The organism is Qipengyuania sp. NPDC077563 (assembly GCF_044901345.1).
GTDB lineage: Bacteria > Pseudomonadota > Alphaproteobacteria > Sphingomonadales > Sphingomonadaceae > Qipengyuania > Qipengyuania aestuarii.
On the sequence record NZ_JBJDPC010000003.1, the window covers coordinates 18284 to 39762 of the forward strand.

A 21479-nucleotide genomic window follows, 5' to 3' on the forward strand; every position below is an offset into this window, starting at 1 on the left:
GAGGACTTCATGTATCGTACCCTTCTGGCCGGCAGCGCGCTTGCTGCCCTGGCTACCCCGCTTGCCGCCCAGACAGTCGTCGACGCGAAACGCACGCAGCCCATCCGCACTTCGCAGCTGAAGAACGGCGCAGGAGACGCGGTAAAGGTCACAAAGGACGGATTGGTCGAACTGACTGCCGGTTCGGCGATCATCGTGGATTCCGACCATAGCGCCACCAATGAAGGCAAGCTTGTCGTCAGCAATGCCGACGGGGCGAGCGGCATCGAAGTCACGGGCGACCGGCAGGGCAGCATCGTCAATTCCGGCAGCATCACGATCGATGAAACCTACACCCCGACCGACAGCGACAAGGACGGCGATCTTGATGGCCCCTTCGCGGTCGGGACCGACCGCGCCGGTATCCGGGTCCGCGGCAATCTGACCGGGGACATCCGCCACACAGGCACCATTGCAGTGGAAGGCAACCAGTCCGCCGGCATTTCAGTCGCGGGAACGCTGGACGGCAAGTTCGTGCATGACGGCAAGACCAGCGTGCTCGGCAACGAAACTGTGGGCGTAAGCCTGCATGACGTCACGGGCGATGTGCGACTGGCCGGCACCGTCACCGCGATCGGTCAGGGTGCGACGGCCGCCAAGTTTGCGGGCGACATCGACGGCGCGCTGGTGGTTCAGGGAGACATCGGAAGCACCGGCTACCGTTATACCACCGCACCTGGAGATGCCTCGAAATTGGATGCGGACGACCTTCTCCAGGGCGGCAGCGCCGTCGTGGTGGAAGGCGATGTGGCCAAGGGCATCATCTTCGCCGTCGCGCCCAAGGATGCCGACAAGGACAATCCCGATGAAGACAAGGACGGGATCGAGGACGCCAAGGAAGGAAACGCCAAGGTCGTATCCTATGGCGCGGCTCCTGCCGTCGTGATCGGCGCCGCCGACCGCGATATTGCGATCGGACCGGTGGCAGCAACCGGCACGGGCTTCGGCCTCATCGTCGATGGCGCTATTGCAGGCCAGGGTGTCTACGCCGGAATAGACGGTAACGGCATGGTCATCGGCGGCCGCGGCGGTGCGGTATCGATCGCCAATGGCATGGGCGTTTCAGGCAGCATTGCCGCGACTTCGAAAGATGCAGATGCGACTGCCCTGCGCTTTGGTGCAGGCGCGTCGACCGGCGAACTGCGCAATGCGGGAAGCATCACGGCAGCGGGCGGCAAGGCGACCGGCGCAGTGTCAACCGCAGTCGCGATCGACAGCGGCGCGACCCTGCCCGTCCTGCGCAACAGCGGCACCATCCGGGCGACTGCGGGCGGCAAGGATGGCACCGCCATCGCCATCGTCGATCGCAGCGGTACGCTCACTTCGGTCGAGAACAGCGGAAAGATCGTGGCGAGCGGCCCCGAAGCCGCGTCCGGACGCAAAATCGCGATTGATCTGACCAGTGTCACTTCGGGCGCCACTATCTCGCAAACGGCGGTTGGCTCGGGCGTCGAAGCCCCTCTGATCGAGGGCGACATTCGCTTTGGTACCGGTGACGACGTGCTGAAGATTGCGGATGGCAAGGTGATCGGCAACGTGTCCTTCGGGGCCGGGACCAATCGCCTGACCATGTCCGGCGATGGCCAATATGCCGGGAACGTCACCCAAATCGGCGCGCTCGCTCTCTCGAACACCTCCACCTTCTCTGGCCAGGCCGATTTCGGCGGTGCAGCGGGATCGCTGACGCTGACGGACAAGGCCGTCTTCAGCGGCAAGCTGCTGCAGGGCCAGAACGTCGCCGTGGCGGTCAATGGAGGCACTCTCGACCTTGCATCGCCGACGTCGATCGCCTCGCTCGACGTTGGCGCAACCGGCACCATCGTCGCTACGCTGAGCAAAAATGCAGGTGCCGGCAGCGCGCTGACCGTGGGCGGAAATGCCAGCTTCGCCGATGGTGCCAAGCTGAAGCTTAGGCTCACCGACATCGACAATGCGGAAGGCAGCTATACCGTCATCCGCGCTGGCAGCCTTACCGGCGCAGGCGATCTCGATACCGACAGCACGCTCGTGCCCTTCATCTTCAAGGCGGCACTGGCAGTCGATCAGTCGGCCGGCGAAGTCAACGTCGCGATTTCCCGCAAGGATACAAAGGATTTGGGCCTGAACCGGGCCGAGGCCGGTACCTATGACGCGCTCTACAAGGCCCTGTCCGCCGACGATGATGTTGCCGGCGTTTTCTTAGGGATCACCGATGCGAAGCTGTTCGCTGCCACGGTCGCCCAGACGCTGCCCGATCATGCAGGCGGAGCCTTCGAAGGCATTAGCCTGGGCATGCGCACATTCGCGCGCTCCCTCGCCGCGCCGCAAGGCCCGATGGAGCAGGAAGGCAAGCTACGGGTCATCCTCGATGCAGCCGGGTGGGATTCGAGCAAGGGCAGAGACGAATCCGCCACCTATGATCTCGACGGCCTTGGCTTTTCCGGCGGTCTCGAACTGGTCACCGGACTGGGCAAGGTCGGTGCCACCGCCAACTGGCTGTGGAACGAGCATGAAACCGGCGTCGAGAATTCGATCATCTCGAACACGTATGAAGCCGCGCTGTTCTGGCGCGGTCATTGGGGCGCATTCTCGGCTTTCGCACGCGGCTCCTACGGCTTCAGCGACTTCGAGGGATCGCGTTACTTCGTCGGCATGAATGGCGAAGAGAAGATCGAACGCCGGATCGAGCGCGATTGGTCGGGCAACACGACCTCCTTCATCGCAGGCGGCTCGATGGAAGGCGGCTGGCAGTATTTCTTCATCCGGCCATCGGTCACCGTCGACTACGTGCGGCTGAGCGAAGACGGATATGAGGAAAGCGGCGGCGGCAAGGCGCTCGACCTCGTGATCGAGGATCGCACCAGCGACGAGCTCGGCCTTAACCTCGCCACCGCAGTTGGTTTTGACCTTCTGGGCATGAGCAGCGGAGACGACAATTGGTTCCGCCTCGAAGCCGAGGGCGGTTGGCGCGAAATCCTCGACGGCGCGCTGGGCGCGACGACCGCACGCTTCGGTGAAGGCGAGGCGTTCACCTTGGTTCCGGACGAACGGGAAAGTGGCTGGTTTGCCCGGCTACGCGGCCAAGGCGGCGATAATTATTACACGGTGACCGGCGAACTGTCGGCAGAGCAGCGCAACGACAAGGTCGGGTATGCCCTGCGCACTGTAGTCAATTTCGCTTTGTAAGAAGCGTCACGAACGGGTCCGGCGAATTCGATCTCCCTGCCCCAACCCCAACGGGTTTGTCGGACTCCAGACCCGGGCGCCTCACGGCGTCCGGGTCGCCCTTTTCAAAGGCAGACGGAAAGACCCGGCACCGATCAATCGACTTGCGCGGCCCGAAGCTGCGGGTTGAGGGTCGAGATATGGTTCAGCCAGCTCTTGGGCTGACGCAGCAGTTTTTTGGGGTATTCTATCCTTAACCCCATGATGCGTCCGATCTCGCCGACGAAGTGAATGCAGTTCCGGCTGTCGAGGTCGTAATATTTGCCCGGCGCATTGCGCCAGTCCTCGACCATTTTGCGCACCTCGCGGTATTCTGCGTCGGTCATGCTGAGAGTGAAATGGCGATTGGTCTTGGTCAGCCATTTCTCCTTCTCGGTCATTACGATGTGTTCGACCGGACCGGCTAGAACAGCCGGGCCAGCGCGCTTCGCCGAGAAACCGAAATTCTCTTTCACCTGCGTTCCATCATCCAACGTGCCCTCCATGGACACGAAGGTGTGCGGATAGCGACCCGCGAAGATCGATCCGTTGAAGGAATGGAAAGTGATGTCGACCGAGGCCGCCGCCATGGAAGCCCAGGCGAAGGCGAACAGAACGGCAAGATGTCTGAAGATGCGAACCATGGCGCGCCTTTTACACCGGCGCGCTATGAATTCGCAATGACTGGCCTCAGCCGCTTGCCAGCAGCGTGGCGTTGCCGCCCGCTGCCGTGGTATCGATGCAGACTACGCGTTCGGTCGCAAAGCGCTGAACATAGTGCGGTCCGCCGGCCTTGGGACCTGTTCCCGAGAGCCCCTCGCCGCCGAAAGGCTGGCTCTCCACGACCGCACCGATCTGGTTGCGATTGACGTAGAAATTGCCGACCTTGGCGCGCGATTCGATGAAAGCGCGCATGTCGTCGTTGCGGCTATGCAGGCCCAGGGTCAGGCCGTAGCCCGTGGCGTTGATGTCATCCATCACCCGGCCGATCTCAGATGCCTTGTACTTCACGACGTGCAGGATCGGGCCGAAATTCTCGCGTTTCAGGTCGAGAATGGAACTGACCTCGATGATGGTCGGCGCGACATAGCAACCGGCCGATGCACCGCGGTGCAGGCGGCGGCGCCAGACCTGCGATCCACCGGTCTGACGGCGGGCGATGTGCCTCTCGAGCGCAGCCTTGGCATCCGGATCAATGACGGGGCCGACGTCAGTGGCGAGATTTTCAGGATTGCCGATCGTCAGCGCTTTGAAGGCGCCGCGGATCATCTCCAGCATCTCGTCGTAAACGTCTTCCTGGATATGCAGGACCCGCAGGGCCGAACACCGCTGGCCCGCGCTCTGGAAGGCGCTGGCCACAACGTCACGCGTAACCTGTTCGGGCAGCGCGGTCGAATCGACGATCATGGCATTCTGGCCGCCGGTTTCGGCGATCAACGTCGCGATCGGCCCGTCGCGTGCGGCCAGGCTGCGGTTGATGGCCTGCGCCGTCTGGGTCGACCCGGTGAACGACACGCCCGCAATGCGCGGATCGGAAGTGATGAATTCACCCACGTCGCCTGCGCCCGGCAACAGCTGGAAGACCTCTTCGGGAATGCCGGCCTGATGGCATAAATCCACTGCCAGCGCCGCGATGAGCGGGGTCTGTTCAGCAGGCTTGGCCACGACGGTGTTGCCCGCAGCCAATGCAGCGGCAGGCGTTCCGATGAAAATCGCGAGCGGGAAGTTCCACGGCGAGATGCAGGCGAATACGCCCCGACCGTTGAGAGTGAGCCGGTTTTCTTCGCCCGTCGGTCCGGGCAGCGGAATCGGCTGATTGAACAACCGGCGCGCCTCGGTGGCGTAGTAGCGCAGGAAATCGACGGCTTCGCGCAGTTCGAGCACGGCGTCCTGCAAGGTCTTGCCGGCTTCGCGCTGGCAGAGCGAGAGGAACTCGTCCGTATGCTCTTCGAACAGGTCGGCAGCCGCTTCGAGCAGCACGGCGCGCTTTTCGCCACCGAGCGCATTCCAGCCCGGCTGGATCGCCTGCGCCCGCGTGATCGCTTCCTCTACTTCGAAATCCAGTGCGTCGCGGCGAGTCCCCACCTGCGCCGACAGATCGTGTGGCTTGTTGATCGGCGCAACCTCGCCGTCGGCCCCCGACATGAAAGTCGGTTCGGCCCGCCACTGTTTTGCATCCAGCTTCTCCAGTCGTTCAAGCAGCGGTTCGCGTACCAGCGGATCGCTGAGGTCGATACCGGCCGAATTGCGGCGGTTCGGGAAGATGTCTGCGGGAAGCGGGATCGCCGGATTGCGATAAGGCTCGAGCGCCTTCATGTCGGCGATGGGGCATGTCGTCAGCTCCTCTACCGGCACATCGGCATCGGCCATGCGGTTGACGAAGCTCGAATTCGCTCCGTTTTCCAAGAGGCGCCGCACGAGATAGGCCAGCAGGTCCTTGTGCGTGCCGGTTGGCGCGTAAATCCGCACATTGGTGCGCGCATTGCCTTCGATCTGAGCGAGCGTCCCGTAGACATCTTCTCCCATGCCGTGGAGGCGCTGGAATTCGAAGTCCTTGCCGCCCGCGATCGCCTTGATCGCACCGATCGTATAGGCATTGTGGGTGGCGAAGGCGGGATAGATGACATCGTCACAGGCCAGCAGCTTTTCCGCGCAAGCAAGATAGCTGACATCGGTGCCGAGCTTGCGGGTGAAAACAGGGAAATCGTCGAACCCGCCAACTTGGCTGAGCTTGATTTCGGTGTCCCAGTAAGCGCCCTTCACCAGCCGCACGAAGAACTTGCGGTCATATTTGCGGGCCAGACGCGCAGCCCACTCGCACATGGGCACGCCGCGCTTCTGATAGGCTTGAATGGCGAGGCCGAAACCTTCCCACTGGCTACCGTCTGGGCGAGTGAAAAGGCTGTCGTCACGTGCCAGCGCCTCGATGATGTCCATGGACAATTCGAGCCGGTCGGCTTCCTCGGCGTCGATGGTGAAATGGATGTTCGCATCCCGCGCCTTGGTCATCAGGTGGCGGACGATCGGCAGCAGATCGCCGACAGCTAGGTCGGCATGGAGGAAGGAATATCGCGGATGCAGCGCCGAAAGCTTGACCGAAATGCCGGGGCTGGTCGACACCTTGCCAGTTCCTTCGCGAGCCAGGCGGTCGATGGCGCGTTCATACGCCGCGGCATACCGATCGGCGTCCTCATAGGTCATCGCGGCTTCGCCCAGCATGTCGATGCTGTGCGTAAGACCGCGAGCGCGTTCCGGCGAAGCGCGCTTCATCGCCTCTTCGATAGTGCGCCCATAGACGAACTGACCGCCAAGAATCCGCATGGCCTGCAACGTCGCCTTCCGAATGACCGGCTCGCCGAGGCGATTGATCGTGCGCTTGAGCGTCGAACCCATGCCCCTCTGGGCTTCCTCAGGCCGTTCAAGCACTTCGCCCGTAAGCATCAGCGAGAATGTCGCAGCATTGACGAAGGTCGACGAGCTTTCACCCACATGCTCGGACCAGTCGATGTCGCCGATTTTGTCCCGGATCAGCGCATCGGCCGTCGCCGCGTCTGGTACGCGAAGAAGAGCTTCGGCGAGGCACATGAGCGCCACGCCCTCTTCGGTGGCCAGTCCGTACTGGTGCAGGAAAGCGTCGATCCCGCTCGCCTTGCGGCTTCGTGCGCCTTCGATCAGCCGACCGGCAAGATCCGCCGCCTCCGCGTGTTTCGCTGCGGATGAAGAGGCCTGTTCCATCCGTCGGGCGACGCAGGCGTTTTCTTCCTCGCGATAGGCTTCGCGCACGGCCTGGCGAGAGATCGGGGAAAGACGGACAGGATCATTCAAAGCCATACGACTCCGGGGGAAACAGGGTTTACGGATGATGGCCACTTGGACCTCATGCAGGCCGCTTTCAAGCTCTGTGAATTCCGGCCCTAGCGTAACTCACGCTCAGCGAACCACTGCTGCAGGGCCTGCACTGCTTCAGCCGGAAGGTGGAGACCCAGCTTGCTGCGCCGCCACAACACGTCTTCGGCGCCGAGAGCGAATTCGTTGGCGATGAGGTATTCGACCTCCACTTCATACAGATCGCCGCCGAAGTGCTGGCCGAGATCGGCCAGTGACCCGGCCTTGCCGATCAGCGCATCAAGTCTGGTGCCGTATGCGCGTGCGAGGCGCAGCAGCATTTCAGGCGGAACCCATTCATACCGCTCGCTCGCTGCCCAGAGAAATCGGGCGAAATCGCTATCCGCCATGTCACCGCCTGGAAGAGGCGCATCTGCTGTCCAGCGCTTGCGGGAAACATTGGCATGCGGTGCGAGCTTGTCGAGAGCGTGTTCGGCAAGCTTGCGGTACGTCGTGATCTTGCCCCCGTAGACGGACAGGATCGGCGCGCCGCCCTCTGTTTCAAGCTCGAACACATAATCGCGCGTCACAGTTGAATTGCTGGCCGCCTTGTCCTCGTAAAGCGGGCGCACCCCGGCATATGTATGGACGATATCTTCTTCTGTAACGCCGCTTCGGAAATACTTCGTCGCGGCCTTGCGAAGATAGTCGCGCTCTTCGCGACTGATATGAACATGGTCGAGATCGCCTTCGTAGAGCAGATCGGTCGTGCCAATGAGAGTGTAATCGCGCTCGTAGGGAATGGCGAAGACGATCCGCGCGTCATCCTGCTGGAAGATATAGGCGTGGTCGCCCGGATAGGCGCGCGGTACGATGATATGGCTACCTTTCACCAAGCGCAGATGCGCAGGAGTACCTTGGCCCATCGCGGTTTTCGCCACCTGATCGACCCACGGACCGGCCGCATTCACGACCGCCCTTGCCGCCACTTGCCGCTCGCCACTTTCGTCGCGCAGGGTGACCAGCCATTGATCGGTCTGCCGTACCAAGCCGACACATTCGGTGCGCGTGTGAATGCTTGCCCCTCGGGCCGCAGCATCCATTGCCGTCAGCACCACCAGGCGGCTGTCTTCCACCCAGCAATCCGAATATTCGAACCCGGTCTCATAACCGTCTCGCAGGATCGATCGGTGCGGACTGACGCCGAGATCGACCTGCCGGGAGCCTGGAAGCTTCTTGCGCCCGCCGAGCCAATCATAAAGGCCCATGCCGATCCGCAGCATCCACTTCGGGCGCATGCTCGCTTCGTGCGGGAGAACGAAGCGCAGCGGCCAGATGATGTGCGGGGCGTTGCGCAGCAAAACCTCCCGCTCGCGCAAAGACTCCGCCACAAGGCGAAATTCGAACTGTTCGAGATAGCGCAAACCACCATGCACCAGCTTGGTGCTGGCAGAAGAGGTATGGGAAGCCAGATCGTCCTTCTCGACCAGCGCGACCTTCATTCCACGACCTGCCGCATCGCGGGCGATGCCCACGCCATTGATGCCCCCGCCGATGATCAGAAGATCGAAAGGATCGCTCACCGCTCGTTCAGCACCCGGCCGGCGATCGCATCGAGCTTGGCTAGCAGGCCACGATCCTGTTTCTCCGGTGCCGTGATGATCGCAGAATCGAGCGCCCGATCGATCGGGGAAGGCGGACGCCGTTTGGGCAAACTCAGGCACAACTCCTCGACCGTGGCGACGGCAAGTTCGGCATTCTTGCCCATCTGTTCGATGATGACACCCACATCGACCGCCGCCTCTTCCTCGCGCCAGCTGTCCCAGTCGGTCACCATCGCCAGCATGGCGTAAGGCAGCTCGGCCTCACGCGCGAGCTTGGCCTCGGGCATTCCGGTCATGCCGATGACTTCGGCGCCCCAGTGGCGATAAAGTCGGCTCTCGGCGCGGGTTGAGAATTGCGGACCCTCCATCGCAAGATAGGTTGCTCCCATCGTCACTTCGCCCCCGGCCTTCTCGACCGCCTTCACCGCGTATTTGGAGAGCCGTTCGCAGACAGGATCGCCCATGGAGACATGCGCGACGAAACCATTATCGAAGAAGGTCGACGGACGGCCCTTGGTATGATCGATGAACTGATCGACACAGACGAAGCGGCCTGGCGGCAGATCTTCCGACAGGGAACCAACCGCGCTGATCGCCAGAATATCGGTGCAGCCGGCGCGTTTGAGGGCATCGATATTGGCGCGGGAATCGACTTTTCCCGGGATGATGGGATGGCCGCGCCCGTGACGCGGCAGAAAGCGGACCCGCACGTTGCCGATGGTGCCGCACAGGATCTTGTCGGACGGCTTGCCCCACGGCGAAGAAACCTCGATCCATTGACGGTCCTCGAGCGCCTGCATCGCATACAGGCCCGAGCCGCCGATGATCCCGATGGTCCATTCACTCATAATCAGTTCCTTATTAACCGCCGCGCCCATGGCTTCGAGGGGTCGCCGACGGGTTTGCATTTTGGGTTAACAAGGGGGAGGGGCTTGGGGAAGCCGGGTCGACAACTAAAGTTGCCAGGTCTGCAAACCTATTCATTTCTCTTCACCGCCGGCCTGGTTGACACGCGCGGCACTTTTACGCGCATTCATCGTATAGGAACCGTCGCATCGTCATAACCCGGGGGAACATCTGTGCCAGGCCTGCAACCGCTCACTTTCGCAACTCTCACGCATCGTCTGCGCGATTTGCACCAGCGAACTCAGGATACCCCGCTTTTCAATCCCGTGTTCCAGCTCGCACACGATCTCTCCCGCGAACTGGAGGCGGGTGAGCTTTCTCTCGATGACTTTGCAACGCTTATCGCAGAACTCGAAACGCGCTCGCTCGAAGCGCGCGCCGACCGGATGTGCGACCTCGTAACGCCCAAAAATACCGCGAAGCGCATGGCCGGCTTCTGTACCGGGGCGAGCGATTTCGAAGCGTTCCGCGAACGATGGTCGCATCCGCAGCTGCATGTGGTCTTTACCGCTCATCCGACCTTCCTGCTGACGCCGGCGCAGACCGATGTCGTTGCCGAAGCGGCCAGCGGCGGCAATGCGGTGGCGCCAGTCGAAGCTGGCCGCCTGGAGATTACGCTGCGTTACGAACATTCGCGGGCGATGGCGGCGATGGCCAACGCTCAGGACGCCCGCGATGCGATCAACACCAGCCTGTTCGAATGTGCGGCAAGCGAATGGCCCGACCAGTGGCGCTCACTCGAGCCGCTGCCCTTCCGGTTTGCAAGCTGGGTGGGCTACGACATGGACGGGCGCACCGACATCAAGTGGTATACTTCGATTTCCTTCCGCCTCGCCGAAAAAGCGCAGCGACTGGAACGTTATGCCGATCAGTTGGCACAGATCGATGCTTCCCACTCCCTGGTAGATAGGCTGCGCAAGGCGCAGAAACGCACCGAAGCGAGTGCAGAAGAATTTGCGGGGGACCTGTCCGACCGCGCCGATCTCTCGGCTGCGGCCAACCGGCTCACCGCGGATGGCGACGACAAGCTCTTAAGTCTCCACCCGATCATCGAGGCGCTGGAAGAAGAAGCACTGTCTGCCGAGCAGGAAAGGGCGATCGCGCTCAAAGGACTCGCCGCCGCGATGAGGGCGGACGGGCTGGGCATGGGTCTCATTCATTTCCGAGTGAACGCGAAGCAACTGCATAACGCCATTCGGTCGCGTATTGATGGAGGTGCGGATCTCGACCTCGGAAGCCAGGGAGCCATCGGTGCCTTGCGCGACTTGCTCAAGAATGCCGAACCGCTTTCGGCCAACTTCGCCTCGCTTGCTGTCGAGAGCAGTACCGCCGTGCGCCAGTTTCTGGCCATGACGCAAATCCTCAAGCACATCGATGCCGACGCACCGATCCGTATGCTTGTCGCCGAATGCGAACAGCCCGCGACAGTTCTTGCCGCGCTCTATTTCGCAAAGCTCTTTGGGATAGAAGACAAGGTCGACGTGTCGCCGCTTTTCGAAACCGAAACTGCGTTGGAACATGGCGGCCGATTCCTCGATGCCCTGCTCGCCGAAGAGGCCTTCCAGGATTACGCCCGCAAGCGCGGCCGCGTAGCGATCCAGACCGGGTTCTCCGATGCTGGCCGCTTTGTCGGCCAGATTCCCGCCAGCCTGGCTATCGAGCGTCTTCAGGGCCGTTTATCGGATGCGATGGCGGCCAATGACATGACCGATGTCGCTGCGCTGGTCTTCAATACACATGGCGAAGGCATGGGCCGCGGCGCCCATCCCGCAAGCTTCAAGGACCGGCTCGAATGGCCGATGAGCCCGTGGGCACGCCGACGCTTCGCTCGGGCAGGCATTCGCCTCGAACCCGAAGCGAGTTTTCAGGGCGGTGACGGCTATCTGTTCTTCTCGACGCCGGAACTGGCACGGGCGACACTTTCGACGATTGCCGAGCTGGCACCGGCAGATACCGACCCGGGAGCTCCGACCGATCCTTTCTACCGGCGAACCGACCTGTCCCTCGATTTCTATCGGGCGGTGAAAGATCATCAGCAGGATCATCTCGCCAGCCGAACATATAGCCGCGCAGTAACCGCTTTCGGACTCGGACTGCTCAATTCGACCGGGAGCCGTGTGTCGCGGCGCCAGTCGGACCTTTCGGCCGACCGCGAAATGAGTCTTCGCCAGATCCGGGCAATCCCGCACAATTCCATCCTGCAGCAGCTCGGCTACCCGGTGAATATCATCGCAGGGATCGGCAGTGCGGCCGAAGGAAATTACGAGGATATCGCCGAATTGCTGCGGGAATCGCCCCGCGGCCGCCAGATCATGCGTCTGGTCCGGGCGTCGAATGCCTTGGCCAGCATCAAGACGGTGGCAGCTTATGGTGAGCTGTTCAATTCGGCCTATTGGGCAAGCCGCCCCTATCGCGGCACCGAAGACCACCTCGCGAATGCCTGCGAAAGCTTGGCAGAATATCTCATTCAGGATGATCGTAACGGCGTTTTCCGCCGCCTCGCCTCACGCCTGAGGGTCGACGGACTGAAACTCCACCGCCTGTTCGACTTGGTACCGGACGAGGAGCCCCACCCAGAGCGCGAACAGGTCCGCCGCACCATCGGCGTTCTTCAATCGCTCCGGCTAGCCTTGCTACAGCACATGTTCCTCAAGGCCGTATCCGTCCCTGCCTTTAGCCGGGCCAATGACATCAGCCGCAGGGATGTTCTGGAGATGGTGTTCACCCTCCGGATTGATGAGGCGCTGGCTCAGATGCGCCGGGCCTTCCCCGCGAGTTACCCGGAAACGGGCGATTTTGCCATGGAGGAAGACGCCCAGTATCCGCGTGAGGGCGGCGAAGGTTACGATGCGATCCGCCGGGATTTCATCGACCCTATCGAAGATGCGCATGCTCTCAGCCTGCGCATCTCGACCGCCATTGCAAACCTGTTCGGGGCGCACGGATAAGAGAGATCAACGCCCGATCGTAATGCTGGCGATCACGCCGCCTGCGCTCTCGTCGCCGGCGATGCGTTCGCGTGCCTGGATGTCGAACTCGATAAAGCCGCGCCACGCACTAGTTTCGGTTTCGTCGAACCATTGTCGCAGGGCTATCCCGCCGCCGGCGCCCAGTGAACCCTCCTCGACCCGTCCGGTATCCAGGCCGGCACGGACGAATGCATAAGGCGTCAAAGTTGTCGACCGGTTGTCGATTGCAAACGCGCGGCCATAACGGCCCTCTGCAATGCCGTAAGTCACATCATTGTCGAACAGGTATGAGATGTCTCCGTAGAACTGGGCATAGCTCCAGTTGTTTCTGCCCAATTCCGGTTCGATCCCTTCCCCGCCGGATATGGCAGCACGCACAGACCATTCGTCGATGCCCTCCTTGTCCAAACCAATGAGGCGGCTTCCTTCGACATTCAGATTGAGACTGGAAAACGGTTTGTAGCGTACACCGAGCCAGCCCTGTGTCGCATCATTTGCAAAAGCGTCGTCATCGAGAAATTCGGAATGGTAAATGCGGCCAAACACGCTGAACGGTCGCCCGTTGCGCCATCCGCCGATACGGCGCGATACTTCGGCGCCGACCTGGAGTGAGCGCTGATCCTCGTCTGGCAAGACCCCGAGCGTGGCAGGTCTCCCCGATGTGCTGTAGCTGATCTGGCCGATGATCGACCAGTCGCGGGTCAGCTCGCGAATCTCACGGCGAATGCTCTCACGATCTTCGTCTGACAGACGGTCAGTCTCGGTTTCATCGAGATAGAGACCCTCTTCAAAGAACCGAACCGCCCGCTTATCGAGCCCCTCGCGCTTGGCGCTGTATCCAGCGTCGAGTGCAGTCTGGCGCGTGAAGCCTTGGTAAAGGGTCTCATCGCCGAGAAGCTCTTGCGCCGCCGCATCGTCCTTGGCTGCGATTGCGACCATCGCCCAGTCGAGCGTATCGACTGAAGTAAGTGCCGTTTCTGCCATGGCCGTGCGAATGACACGGCGCGCTTCGGCGTGCTGCCCGGCGTAAACCAGTTGAAGCGCTTGCGCGCGCAGGTAATAGCTTCGCGCGTCGACCTTGACCTCATGCTCTGCAGCGAGGGCGAAAGCTTGAGCCGCTGCCGAATGCGCATTGAGCTTCGCTCTGGCTTCGGCCAAGAGGGCCCATAGGACAGGATTTTTACTGTCGGCAGCCAAAGCCTCTTTTGCTCCGCTCGCAGCTTCCTCAAATCTCCCAGCGTCAAAGTCGGCGAACGGTCCGCCATCCTGACCATGTACCGGTGCTGACAGAACGCATGCTAAAGCGGCGAATATATAGAGGCTACGCACGGACAAGATCCTTCTGAATTTCTTTGCGGTGCTTCTCGATCAATTCTGCGCGCGCGGCCATCGCATCGTTCAGCAAATGTTGGGTAATTACGCCCTTTGCGACCAAGTACTGCGCAATGGTACCGTCGCTCGCGATATCGTAGTCCTGAAGGGCAGAGCGTAGCTTACGTTTGGACAGGAGCTTTTGGTCGACCAGCCATTCGTGAACCTTTGGCACCGGCGGAATGGGGGCAGCCCAGTTCGGTTGCTCGACCAAATTAGACATTATGGCGCGCAATACGCTTTCCCTGACGATATATTGGCGAAAAGGTCGACTGAGGCGAGACCGCATCCAGTCCTTTTCAACCGATGGAAGGGGCCTGATCACGGCAAGCATGACATGCCCGTCCTTCGCAACCCCGAATGGCAGGACACTGTATCTTGCCATAATTTCCTCATTGAAGAGATGCAGATTCTCTTCGACCATCTCCAGGTTCAATTCGGCACGTGGCAACTGGCTCTGGGTGGCGAGCGCATCGGCGAGCATTTCCTCGTCAATGGCGCCATCGAGGATCAGCAAGTCGCCGATCATACCGCCCTTGAGCTTCTGAGCCCTTAGAGCCTTTTCCAACGCAGGCGGAGTGACCGCTTCCCAGGAAAGAAGGATTTCACCAATCCTGCGCCGGTCCTCGCCGAGCCATTCGTCGGAAGGAAAGCGATGCATGGTCTTGTCCCAGGCGATCGAATTTCCTCGCAACCGGCTGACGATAAAAATGCGGATCGCGCGCATCGAGGCAGCGAAATTGATGAAGCTGAGCACGAATACACGCGGGATGGACATAAGCGCGTGCCCCCAACCATAAATCCGTTCTACGAAGAAAATGCGTTGTCCCATCCTCGCCCCCAAAGCAGCAAGATTGAACCACAACAAAGCGGTTTCGAGCCAATGCCCGGAGAAAAGCGTAACCGGCGGTTTTCCTGCTAGAAAGGCGTGAAGGCTGACGCCGAGATAGGCCAGCAACAGCAGATAGGCCGTCATCGTAAGGGTAGGAGTGATCAGCGCCTTGCGATCGCGGAACAGAAAGTAATTCGATGTGAGCGAGCGGTTCCATCCCAGCTGCAACCAGCCTTGAATGGTAATTCCGAGGATCCAGCGGGCCTTCTGCCGGTAACTCGTCCTGAATGTGTTGGGGAAATGCTCACGAACGCACAGAGGCATGCTGAATGTGACCATCCGATCCGGGCCGAAACCGAAGAAAGCCCCGCGACGCGTCCTGAATTCCACCGGATAGAATTCGATTACAGATTTCATCCCCCGCTCCGCGAGCCGGTTTCCGATATCGTAATCTTCCGTCAGCGTATCGGTATTGAAGGGTTGGCCGGCTTCAAGAAGTGCGCCGATCGCTCGGCGGGAAAAGCAAGTGCCGACACCTGCCGACGGCACCACCTTGGCTAACCTCTGCCGGACCAGCAGATCCTTGGCATGCCATTCGGCGAACTCGTCCATATAAGTGCCAGCGACGAAATCGGAGTAACACTGCTCGAGACTGACGACCGGCAGCTGGATCATGTCTTTGTAAGGCAGCAGATAATTGAAGAGGTGCAGCTCCAGCGGGTGTAATACATCTTCACTGTCATGCAGCACCGCACCCGCGAACTCTATTTCCCGGCTTTTTTCGAACGCGATAATGTCTGCAATGATGAAGTTGAGGCAGTCTGCCTTGCAGGTCGGACCGTCATGGGGAAGCTTTACATGACGAACCTGCTTATACCGCTGAGCGACCCTCTCGACGGCCTCGATTGTTTCGGGGTCGTTGGCGTAAGTGCCGACAAAGATAAAGTAATTACGGTATGCCAATGCATTTACCGCATTCTGGATCATGCTTTCGATTACATCGAATTCTTTCCACGCCGGCAACATGATCGCCAGCGGAGCTTCGATCTTTTCGACAATCGATTCTGCAGAAGCAGGGCCAGGTCTGCCTAATCGCAATAGTTTGCGCTTCAGGACTATAGCCCAGAATACGGCATCGACAAAAAGATCATCGATGGAAGACAATGCAATGAGTGTTGCGACAGCAAGCGCCGCCCACTGTAAAAAAGTGGCTCCATCATCCATGTATTAGCGACCCTTAATACTTAAACGTATTTTGCTAGAACACTGGATTTACTAGAGGCGGACAAAATTCCAACGACTTCGCCGATCGTTTTAGGTGCCGTAAGATTTTGGGACAGTTTTTAAACTGTTGGTGCGGTCGAGAAGACTCGAACTTCCACGGCCTTTCGGCCACAACGACCTCAACGTTGCGCGTCTACCAGTTCCGCCACGACCGCACACAGTCTGTATCGGAAGCGAATCTCACATGGGTGAGACCACCTGCTTCCGCCGGTAGGAGCGCGCCCCTAGCAGCGGTCCGACTGGGCGGCAAGCACCTATTTCGAAAGATTCGTCTAGAGAGGAGCCCAGCCGACATCGGCATAGACAGCACCGCGCGGAACGTCGGTTCGCGCCTCGTCGATGGTTACCGTTTCACCGGGAGCAAGGGTGGGCTGCGGCGGCTGGACGACCCAGCTGTAAATCTGGTCCTCACGCTCGTTGAGCATAACGATCAGCACCGGCGGCAGACGCCGCGCTTCGCGCGCATTGTTCGTCACTTCGATGCGCGCGGTAAACATCCACGTCTTGTTTTCCAGCTCGCGCCAGCGCTGCGCATCTGACGGGAAGGATAGCGAGAGGTCGGGCTGTGCCTCGCCGAAAAGCGGCTGTTCCACCGGCCACCATTCGGGCGTTCCGTAACGCGACATGGCGAAAATTGCGCCTGCCGCCAGCAACGCAAAGATCGCCGCCGCCCATGTCCACATTCTTAGCCGGTTGCGGCCCGGGCCGAACGGCGGCGAATGGTCGAACCGAGAAATCAGATCGTCTTCATGGACCTGATCTTCGGATGGAGCGTCGAAATTCGGCCCCCTCTCTTCGTGTCGACCCTCACCGAATGAGGGAGGCGGGCGCTCATCGAAATCGGGCTGCCGCATCTCCTGCTTCGCGCCAGTCTCGCCCTCGCTCTCCTGCGCGCGCCCGACTGGTCGACGTCGCTGTGGCGGCGGGGAGGACGATGGCTCCGGCTGCTCTGTGTCAGGCGTACTGGCTGCTAGCGAAACCGGCTCGGGATTGGCGCCTGCTCCTTGATCCTCTTCGCTTCCGAACGAAGACCTGTTGCGGTTTTCCTGCCTCGACGTTTCCTTATCCGGACCGGTTCCGACAACCGAGGCTGCGCCGGCATCCTGGGCGGGTTCGGGCTGCACCGGCTCCCTGGATGAGGCTGCAGGCTGGACAGCGCCTTCTTCTTCCGCGCCTTCCTGGAACCACGAATGCTTGCATTTGGCACAGCGAACCGTTCGGCCATCCATGCCAATGGCATTGTCGGGCACGACGTAGCGGGTATTGCAGGCCGGACAGGCAATAATCATCGTGGAAAGAAGCTCTATCGTGACCCGCGAATCACCACAAGCGGCGGAACTGTGCGCGAAAGCCCTGAATGGCTTTTTTCCCCAGCGAAGGCCCGTTATAGGCTCGCCTCGAACCATGGCGGCATCAGTTTTCCTTGAAACATCCCGGAATTTGCCGCGATGAGCATGCGCGAAGAGGCGATCGTCCAATTCGACAATGTCGGTTTGCGTTACGGCACCGAACGCGAAGTGCTGTCCAATATCTCCTTCACGCTCTTTTCGAGCCGCTTCTATTTTCTCACCGGCGCCAGCGGCGCGGGAAAAACTTCGCTTCTCAAGCTACTTTATCTAGCCCAGCGCCCTTCGCGCGGGGGCATCCGGATGTTCGGCCGCGACGTGATCACTTTGCCGCGCGACAAGCTGCCAGCGTTTCGCCGCCGGATGGGTGTGGTCTTCCAGGATTTCCGCCTAGTCGATCACCTGTCCGCTTTCGATAACGTGGCTCTGCCGCTGCGCGTTTCCGGCGTCCGCGAGGCGGACCTTCGCGAGCCGGTAGCCGACATGCTGGAGTGGGTCGGGCTGGCGCATCGTGCCGAAGCTCGCCCCGCGACGCTTTCGGGCGGCGAGCAACAGCGCGTCGCCATCGCCCGCGCGGTCATCGGGCGGCCCGAAATCCTTATCGCTGACGAACCGACCGGTAACGTCGATCCGGAAATGGCAGTAAAGCTGTTGCGGTTGTTCACAGCGCTGAACCGGCTCGGCACGACGGTGGTGGTCGCCACTCACGACATTCAATTGCTGCAGAAGGTGCCCGACAGCATGATCATGCGGCTGTCGAAAGGCATGTTGTCCGACCCGACCGGTGCCCTGCGTTACCCACCGCGCCGCGAACAAAACGGTGCGAGGCCATGAAACGCCCTCCTGCCATAGGTGACGCCGTCGACCGCGGGCTTGCTCCGTTCCGAGGCCGCAAAGCTTCGGGCTTGCTGCCCAAGGCCCGGCTTGGAGGGCCGCTGCCTTGGGTCATTGCAGTCATGGTTGCGCTCACCGTGGTGGCGGCCAGCGGAGCGCTGGCGCTGTCCAACATGGTCTCCGCAGCACGCGGCGAAGTCGCCGGTAGCGCCACGGTCCAGATTATTGAACCGGATTCCGAAGCTAGATCGAGGCAGGTGGCCGCGGCGACCGAAGTTCTTGCCCAGCTTCCGGCGATTGCCGGGTTCAGAGTGGTGCCCGAGGAAGAGGTCGCCGCCACTCTCGAGCCTTGGCTGGGCACGGCAAGCGAGAGCGAAATCGTCCCTTTCCCCGGCCTCATCGATGTGAAACTGCGCGGGACAGGAAACGAGCGGACCTATGCCGCAATCGAACAAGCGCTGCAACAGGTGGCGCCGCGCGCGCGGATTGATGCCCAGGCTCATTGGCTCGCCCCGGTCCTCTCCGCTCTCTCTGCGCTCAAATGGATGGCGCTGACGCTCATCGTCACACTCGGGATTGTCGGTGCTGCCGCAGTCTGGCTTGCCGCGCGCAATGCGTTGGGCGGTAATCGGGACACCATCGAGATCGTCCATTTGCTGGGCGGCAATGACGACCAGGTCGCGCGCATTTTCCAGCGTTCGGTTCTGCTCGACTCCATGATCGGGGGACTTCTCGGCTTTATCGTCGGGATTGGAGCGACATCGCTGCTGGCGCGCCAGTTTGCGGCCCTGCAATCGGGAATGGTGGCTGGCGGGCAACTGATAGCGATTGATTGGGTGCTGATTGCCCTCGTGCCGCTTTTCGCCGTCGCGATTGCAGTCTACACGGCGCGCATGACCGTGCTTTCATCCCTGCGGAAATCGCTGTGATCCTGCGCCTGTTTGCCACCGTTTTTCTGGTTTATGCGTTTGGCTTCCTCGCCTTCGCGGTCACGCTTCCGCAGCCCGCGTCCAAGGTCGAGACCGACGCTGTCATCGTGTTGACCGGAGGCCCGGGCCGGATCGCCCGGGGGCTGGAGGTCGTCGATCAGGGACTGGCAGAAGAGATGTTCGTTTCCGGCGTGGATCCAGAGGTGAAACCCGAAGAATTCGCCGCGCAGTTCGAAGTCCCGCGCCGCACCATGGATTGCTGCGTAACGCTCGGCTTTCTGGCGGTGGACACGCGCAGCAATGCGGGCGAGGTAACACAGTGGATGAAGGAGAAGCAATTCTCCTCGGCGCGCTTGGTGACCACTGACTGGCACATGGCGCGCGCCTTTTCGGAGGTCACCGAAACATTGCCCGACAGCATCAGCGTGGTGAAGGATGCAGTCACCTCGCACCCCAGGCTTGGCACGCTTTTCCTTGAATACAACAAGCTGATCGCATCGGTCATATCCCAGGGCCTGCCCGACGACTTTGCAAGCGTCTCGGGCGGACAGGACAACACCGAAGCGACATCGGACATGCCGGATGCTCCTGTTACGTAATCTGATATTCTATCCGCTCTTCTATCTGGGCTCCATCTGCATAACCGCGGCCTCGCTTGCGAGCGCGCCTTTCTCGCTCGACGCCTTTCGTCGGCGGGTGCGCAACTGGGGGCAGTGGCAGCGCTGGTTGCTCAAGCACATAATCGGGGCCGACGTGGTCATCGAAGGCGCGCCGCTGGACGAGCCCGCCCTTTATGCGATCAAGCACGAGAGCTTCTTCGAAGCGATCGATGCGCCCAACCTGCTGGACAGCCCATCGGTCTTTGCCAAGCAGGAACTGTTCTCCATCCCGGGCTGGGGCCGCGCAGCGCTCGCATACGGGCTTATCCCCGTAGCGCGAGATCAGGGCGCCAAGATGCTGATGGGCATGATCCGCAGCGCGAAGCGGATGGCTGCCGACGGACGGCCGCTGGTCATTTTCCCCGAAGGCACCAGAGTCCCGCATGGCGAGCGGCGACCGCTGCAGGCAGGCTTTGCGGGCCTCTACAAGATGCTCGGACTGCCAGTGGTCCCGGTCGCGGTGGATAGCGGTCCGGTTTATCAGCACGGTCTCAAACGGCCGGGAAGGATTACCTATCGCTTCGGCGAGCCGATCCCGCCGGGCCTGCCCCGCGCGGAGATCGAGGCCCGCGTGCTCGACGCGATCAACGCGCTGAACGACTAGGCGGCTTCGGCAGCGCGGCGCAGAAGTTCAGCAATCTCATCCATATGGCGGGCGGTGCCGATGGTGATGCGCAGGGCCTGGGGGAGGCCCTGGCCGGGCAGGTGGCGCACCGCGTAGCCGCCTTCGGCCAGCGCGGCGAGCGCGGCCTCGGCAGTCAGCCGGCCTTCGAAGAGAACGAGCAGGAAGTTGGCCTTGCTGGGTATCGCGCGCAGCCCGTGATTGCCCATGCCCGCGATCGCTTCGGCGAAGCGCGTCAGCTCGCGCCGGTTCTCTTCCCGCGAGCGGGCGACGAAGGCCTGATCGTCCAGCCCGGCGATGGCGGCTTTCTGGCCCGAGGCGGTGACGTTGAACGGGCCGCGGATGCGGTTGAGCGCATCGACAAGGTGCGGGGCCCCGGTTGCCCAGCCGATCCGCTCGCCCGCTAGACCATAAATCTTTGAAAAGGTTCGTGTAACCAGCACGTTGTCATGCGCCGCGGCCAGTGCCATGGCCCCATCGTCTTCGCCCTGCGCGAGATATTCGCCGTAAGCCTGGTCGACCACCAGCAGCACATCGCCGGGCAGGCCGGCATGCAGCCGCTCGATCTCGGCGCGCGGCAGATAGGTGCCGGTCGGATTGTTGGGATTGGCCAGGAACACAACGCGCGTGCGATCGGTCACCGCTTCCAGCAGCGCGTCCACATCGGTGGCGTAATCGACATCTGGCGCCTCCACCGGCGTCGCCCCGCAGCGGCGCGCGGCGATTTCGTAGACCACAAAGGAATAGCGCGCATAGAGCACCTCATCCCCCGGCCCGGCAAAGGCCTGTGCCGCGAGATTGAGCAATTCGTCCGATCCGGTGCCGCACACGATCCGCGCCGGATCGATCCCGTGCACCTGGCCGAGCTTCGCACGCAGCCCGGTGGAATCGGGATCGGGATAGCGCGCTGGCTCTGCCGGTTCGGCCAGCGCCGCCAGCGCCGCTTCGCTGCAGCCAAGCGGGTTCTCATTGGCCGAAAGCTTGATCAGCTCGCGTCCGTCGGCCCCCTTGCTCTTGCCGGGGACATAGGCGTGGATCTTTTCGATCCAGGGTTTCATCTGCGGTTTGTCTGCCAT

At 61.3% G+C, this 21479-nt stretch carries 14 protein-coding genes and 1 tRNA gene; 6 read left to right on the plus strand and 9 right to left on the minus strand.

The features are described from left to right. Positions 1-9 precede the first annotated feature (9 nt). Entirely contained in the window at positions 10-3204 is a 3195-nt protein-coding gene (locus tag ACI2I1_RS11170) for an autotransporter domain-containing protein (protein ID WP_404679192.1), read from the plus strand. 134 nt (positions 3205-3338) lie between these two features. On the opposite strand, the gene ACI2I1_RS11175 is transcribed toward ACI2I1_RS11170, so the two are convergent. From ACI2I1_RS11175 to mtnP, 4 genes are all read right to left on the minus strand, one after another. After that, entirely contained in the window at positions 3339-3866 is a 528-nt protein-coding gene (locus tag ACI2I1_RS11175; protein ID WP_404679193.1) for a hypothetical protein, read from the minus strand. 46 nt (positions 3867-3912) lie between these two features. Beyond that, positions 3913-7053, minus strand: coding sequence for a bifunctional proline dehydrogenase/L-glutamate gamma-semialdehyde dehydrogenase PutA (putA, locus tag ACI2I1_RS11180; RefSeq protein ID WP_404679194.1), 3141 nt, complete (start codon positions 7051-7053; stop codon positions 3913-3915). 83 nt (positions 7054-7136) lie between these two features. After that, positions 7137-8630 (minus strand): glycerol-3-phosphate dehydrogenase, encoded by a 1494-nt coding sequence (gene glpD, locus ACI2I1_RS11185; protein ID WP_404679195.1) that lies wholly within the window; start codon positions 8628-8630, stop codon positions 7137-7139. Beyond that, positions 8627-9499: an S-methyl-5'-thioadenosine phosphorylase gene (gene mtnP, locus ACI2I1_RS11190; RefSeq protein ID WP_221544078.1), complete on the minus strand. Its 873-nt coding sequence runs from the start codon at positions 9497-9499 to the stop codon at positions 8627-8629. Before mtnP ends, glpD begins: the two co-directional genes overlap by 4 nt. 231 nt (positions 9500-9730) lie before the next feature. On the opposite strand from mtnP, the gene ACI2I1_RS11195 reads away from it, so the two are divergent. Then, positions 9731-12505: a phosphoenolpyruvate carboxylase gene (locus ACI2I1_RS11195; RefSeq protein ID WP_404679196.1), complete on the plus strand. Its 2775-nt coding sequence runs from the start codon at positions 9731-9733 to the stop codon at positions 12503-12505. A gap of 6 nt (positions 12506-12511) precedes the next feature. Here ACI2I1_RS11195 and ACI2I1_RS11200 read toward each other — a convergent pair whose 3' ends face one another. From ACI2I1_RS11200 to ACI2I1_RS11215, 4 genes are all read right to left on the minus strand, one after another. Further along, entirely contained in the window at positions 12512-13684 is a 1173-nt protein-coding gene (locus ACI2I1_RS11200; protein ID WP_404679197.1) for a hypothetical protein, read from the minus strand. 163 nt (positions 13685-13847) lie between these two features. Further along, complete coding sequence (locus ACI2I1_RS11205; protein ID WP_404679198.1) at positions 13848-15953, minus strand: glycosyl transferase family protein; 2106 nt, start codon at positions 15951-15953, stop codon at positions 13848-13850. A 128-nt stretch (positions 15954-16081) separates the two neighbouring features. Continuing rightward, positions 16082-16168, minus strand: a tRNA-Leu gene (locus ACI2I1_RS11210). 117 nt (positions 16169-16285) lie between these two features. Next, on the minus strand, positions 16286-17302 hold the full coding sequence (locus ACI2I1_RS11215) for a zinc-ribbon domain-containing protein (RefSeq protein ID WP_404679199.1): 1017 nt from the start codon (positions 17300-17302) through the stop codon (positions 16286-16288). Positions 17303-17461: 159 nt separating this feature from the next. On the opposite strand from ACI2I1_RS11215, the gene ftsE reads away from it, so the two are divergent. Genes ftsE through ACI2I1_RS11235 form a run of 4 tightly spaced genes read left to right on the plus strand, consistent with a single transcriptional unit; the run spans position 17462 to position 20385 of the window. Then, positions 17462-18193, plus strand: coding sequence for a cell division ATP-binding protein FtsE (gene ftsE / locus ACI2I1_RS11220; RefSeq protein WP_221544074.1), 732 nt, complete (start codon positions 17462-17464; stop codon positions 18191-18193). Further along, complete coding sequence (locus ACI2I1_RS11225; RefSeq protein ID WP_404679200.1) at positions 18190-19122, plus strand: cell division protein FtsX; 933 nt, start codon at positions 18190-18192, stop codon at positions 19120-19122. The genes ftsE and ACI2I1_RS11225 overlap by 4 nt, the downstream gene beginning before the upstream one ends. Next, the gene (locus ACI2I1_RS11230; protein WP_404679201.1) at positions 19119-19721 is read left to right on the plus strand and encodes a YdcF family protein; all 603 of its coding nucleotides are present in this window, start codon (positions 19119-19121) and stop codon (positions 19719-19721) included. The genes ACI2I1_RS11225 and ACI2I1_RS11230 overlap by 4 nt, the downstream gene beginning before the upstream one ends. Continuing rightward, positions 19705-20385 (plus strand): lysophospholipid acyltransferase family protein, encoded by a 681-nt coding sequence (locus tag ACI2I1_RS11235; RefSeq protein WP_224812608.1) that lies wholly within the window; start codon positions 19705-19707, stop codon positions 20383-20385. The genes ACI2I1_RS11230 and ACI2I1_RS11235 overlap by 17 nt, the downstream gene beginning before the upstream one ends. Here the strand turns inward: ACI2I1_RS11235 and hisC are convergent. Beyond that, entirely contained in the window at positions 20382-21479 is a 1098-nt protein-coding gene (gene hisC / locus ACI2I1_RS11240) for a histidinol-phosphate transaminase (RefSeq protein WP_404679202.1), read from the minus strand. The genes ACI2I1_RS11235 and hisC overlap by 4 nt on opposite strands.

Bases quoted from the DNA above. Each gene is read 5' to 3' on its own strand.
- ACI2I1_RS11225 (WP_404679200.1), top strand. From the start codon at position 18,190: ATGAAACGCCCTCCTGCCATAGGTGACGCCGTCGACCGCGGGCTTGCT.
- hisC (WP_404679202.1), bottom strand. From the start codon at position 21,479: ATGGCAGACAAACCGCAGATGAAACCCTGGATCGAAAAGATCCACGCC.
- putA (WP_404679194.1), bottom strand. From the start codon at position 7,053: ATGGCTTTGAATGATCCTGTCCGTCTTTCCCCGATCTCTCGCCAGGCC.
- ACI2I1_RS11215 (WP_404679199.1), bottom strand. From the start codon at position 17,302: ATGATTATTGCCTGTCCGGCCTGCAATACCCGCTACGTCGTGCCCGAC.
- ACI2I1_RS11175 (WP_404679193.1), bottom strand. From the start codon at position 3,866: ATGGTTCGCATCTTCAGACATCTTGCCGTTCTGTTCGCCTTCGCCTGG.
- mtnP (WP_221544078.1), bottom strand. From the start codon at position 9,499: ATGAGTGAATGGACCATCGGGATCATCGGCGGCTCGGGCCTGTATGCG.
- ftsE (WP_221544074.1), top strand. From the start codon at position 17,462: ATGAGCATGCGCGAAGAGGCGATCGTCCAATTCGACAATGTCGGTTTG.
- ACI2I1_RS11235 (WP_224812608.1), top strand. From the start codon at position 19,705: ATGCTCCTGTTACGTAATCTGATATTCTATCCGCTCTTCTATCTGGGC.
- ACI2I1_RS11205 (WP_404679198.1), bottom strand. From the start codon at position 15,953: ATGGATGATGGAGCCACTTTTTTACAGTGGGCGGCGCTTGCTGTCGCA.
- ACI2I1_RS11170 (WP_404679192.1), top strand. From the start codon at position 10: ATGTATCGTACCCTTCTGGCCGGCAGCGCGCTTGCTGCCCTGGCTACC.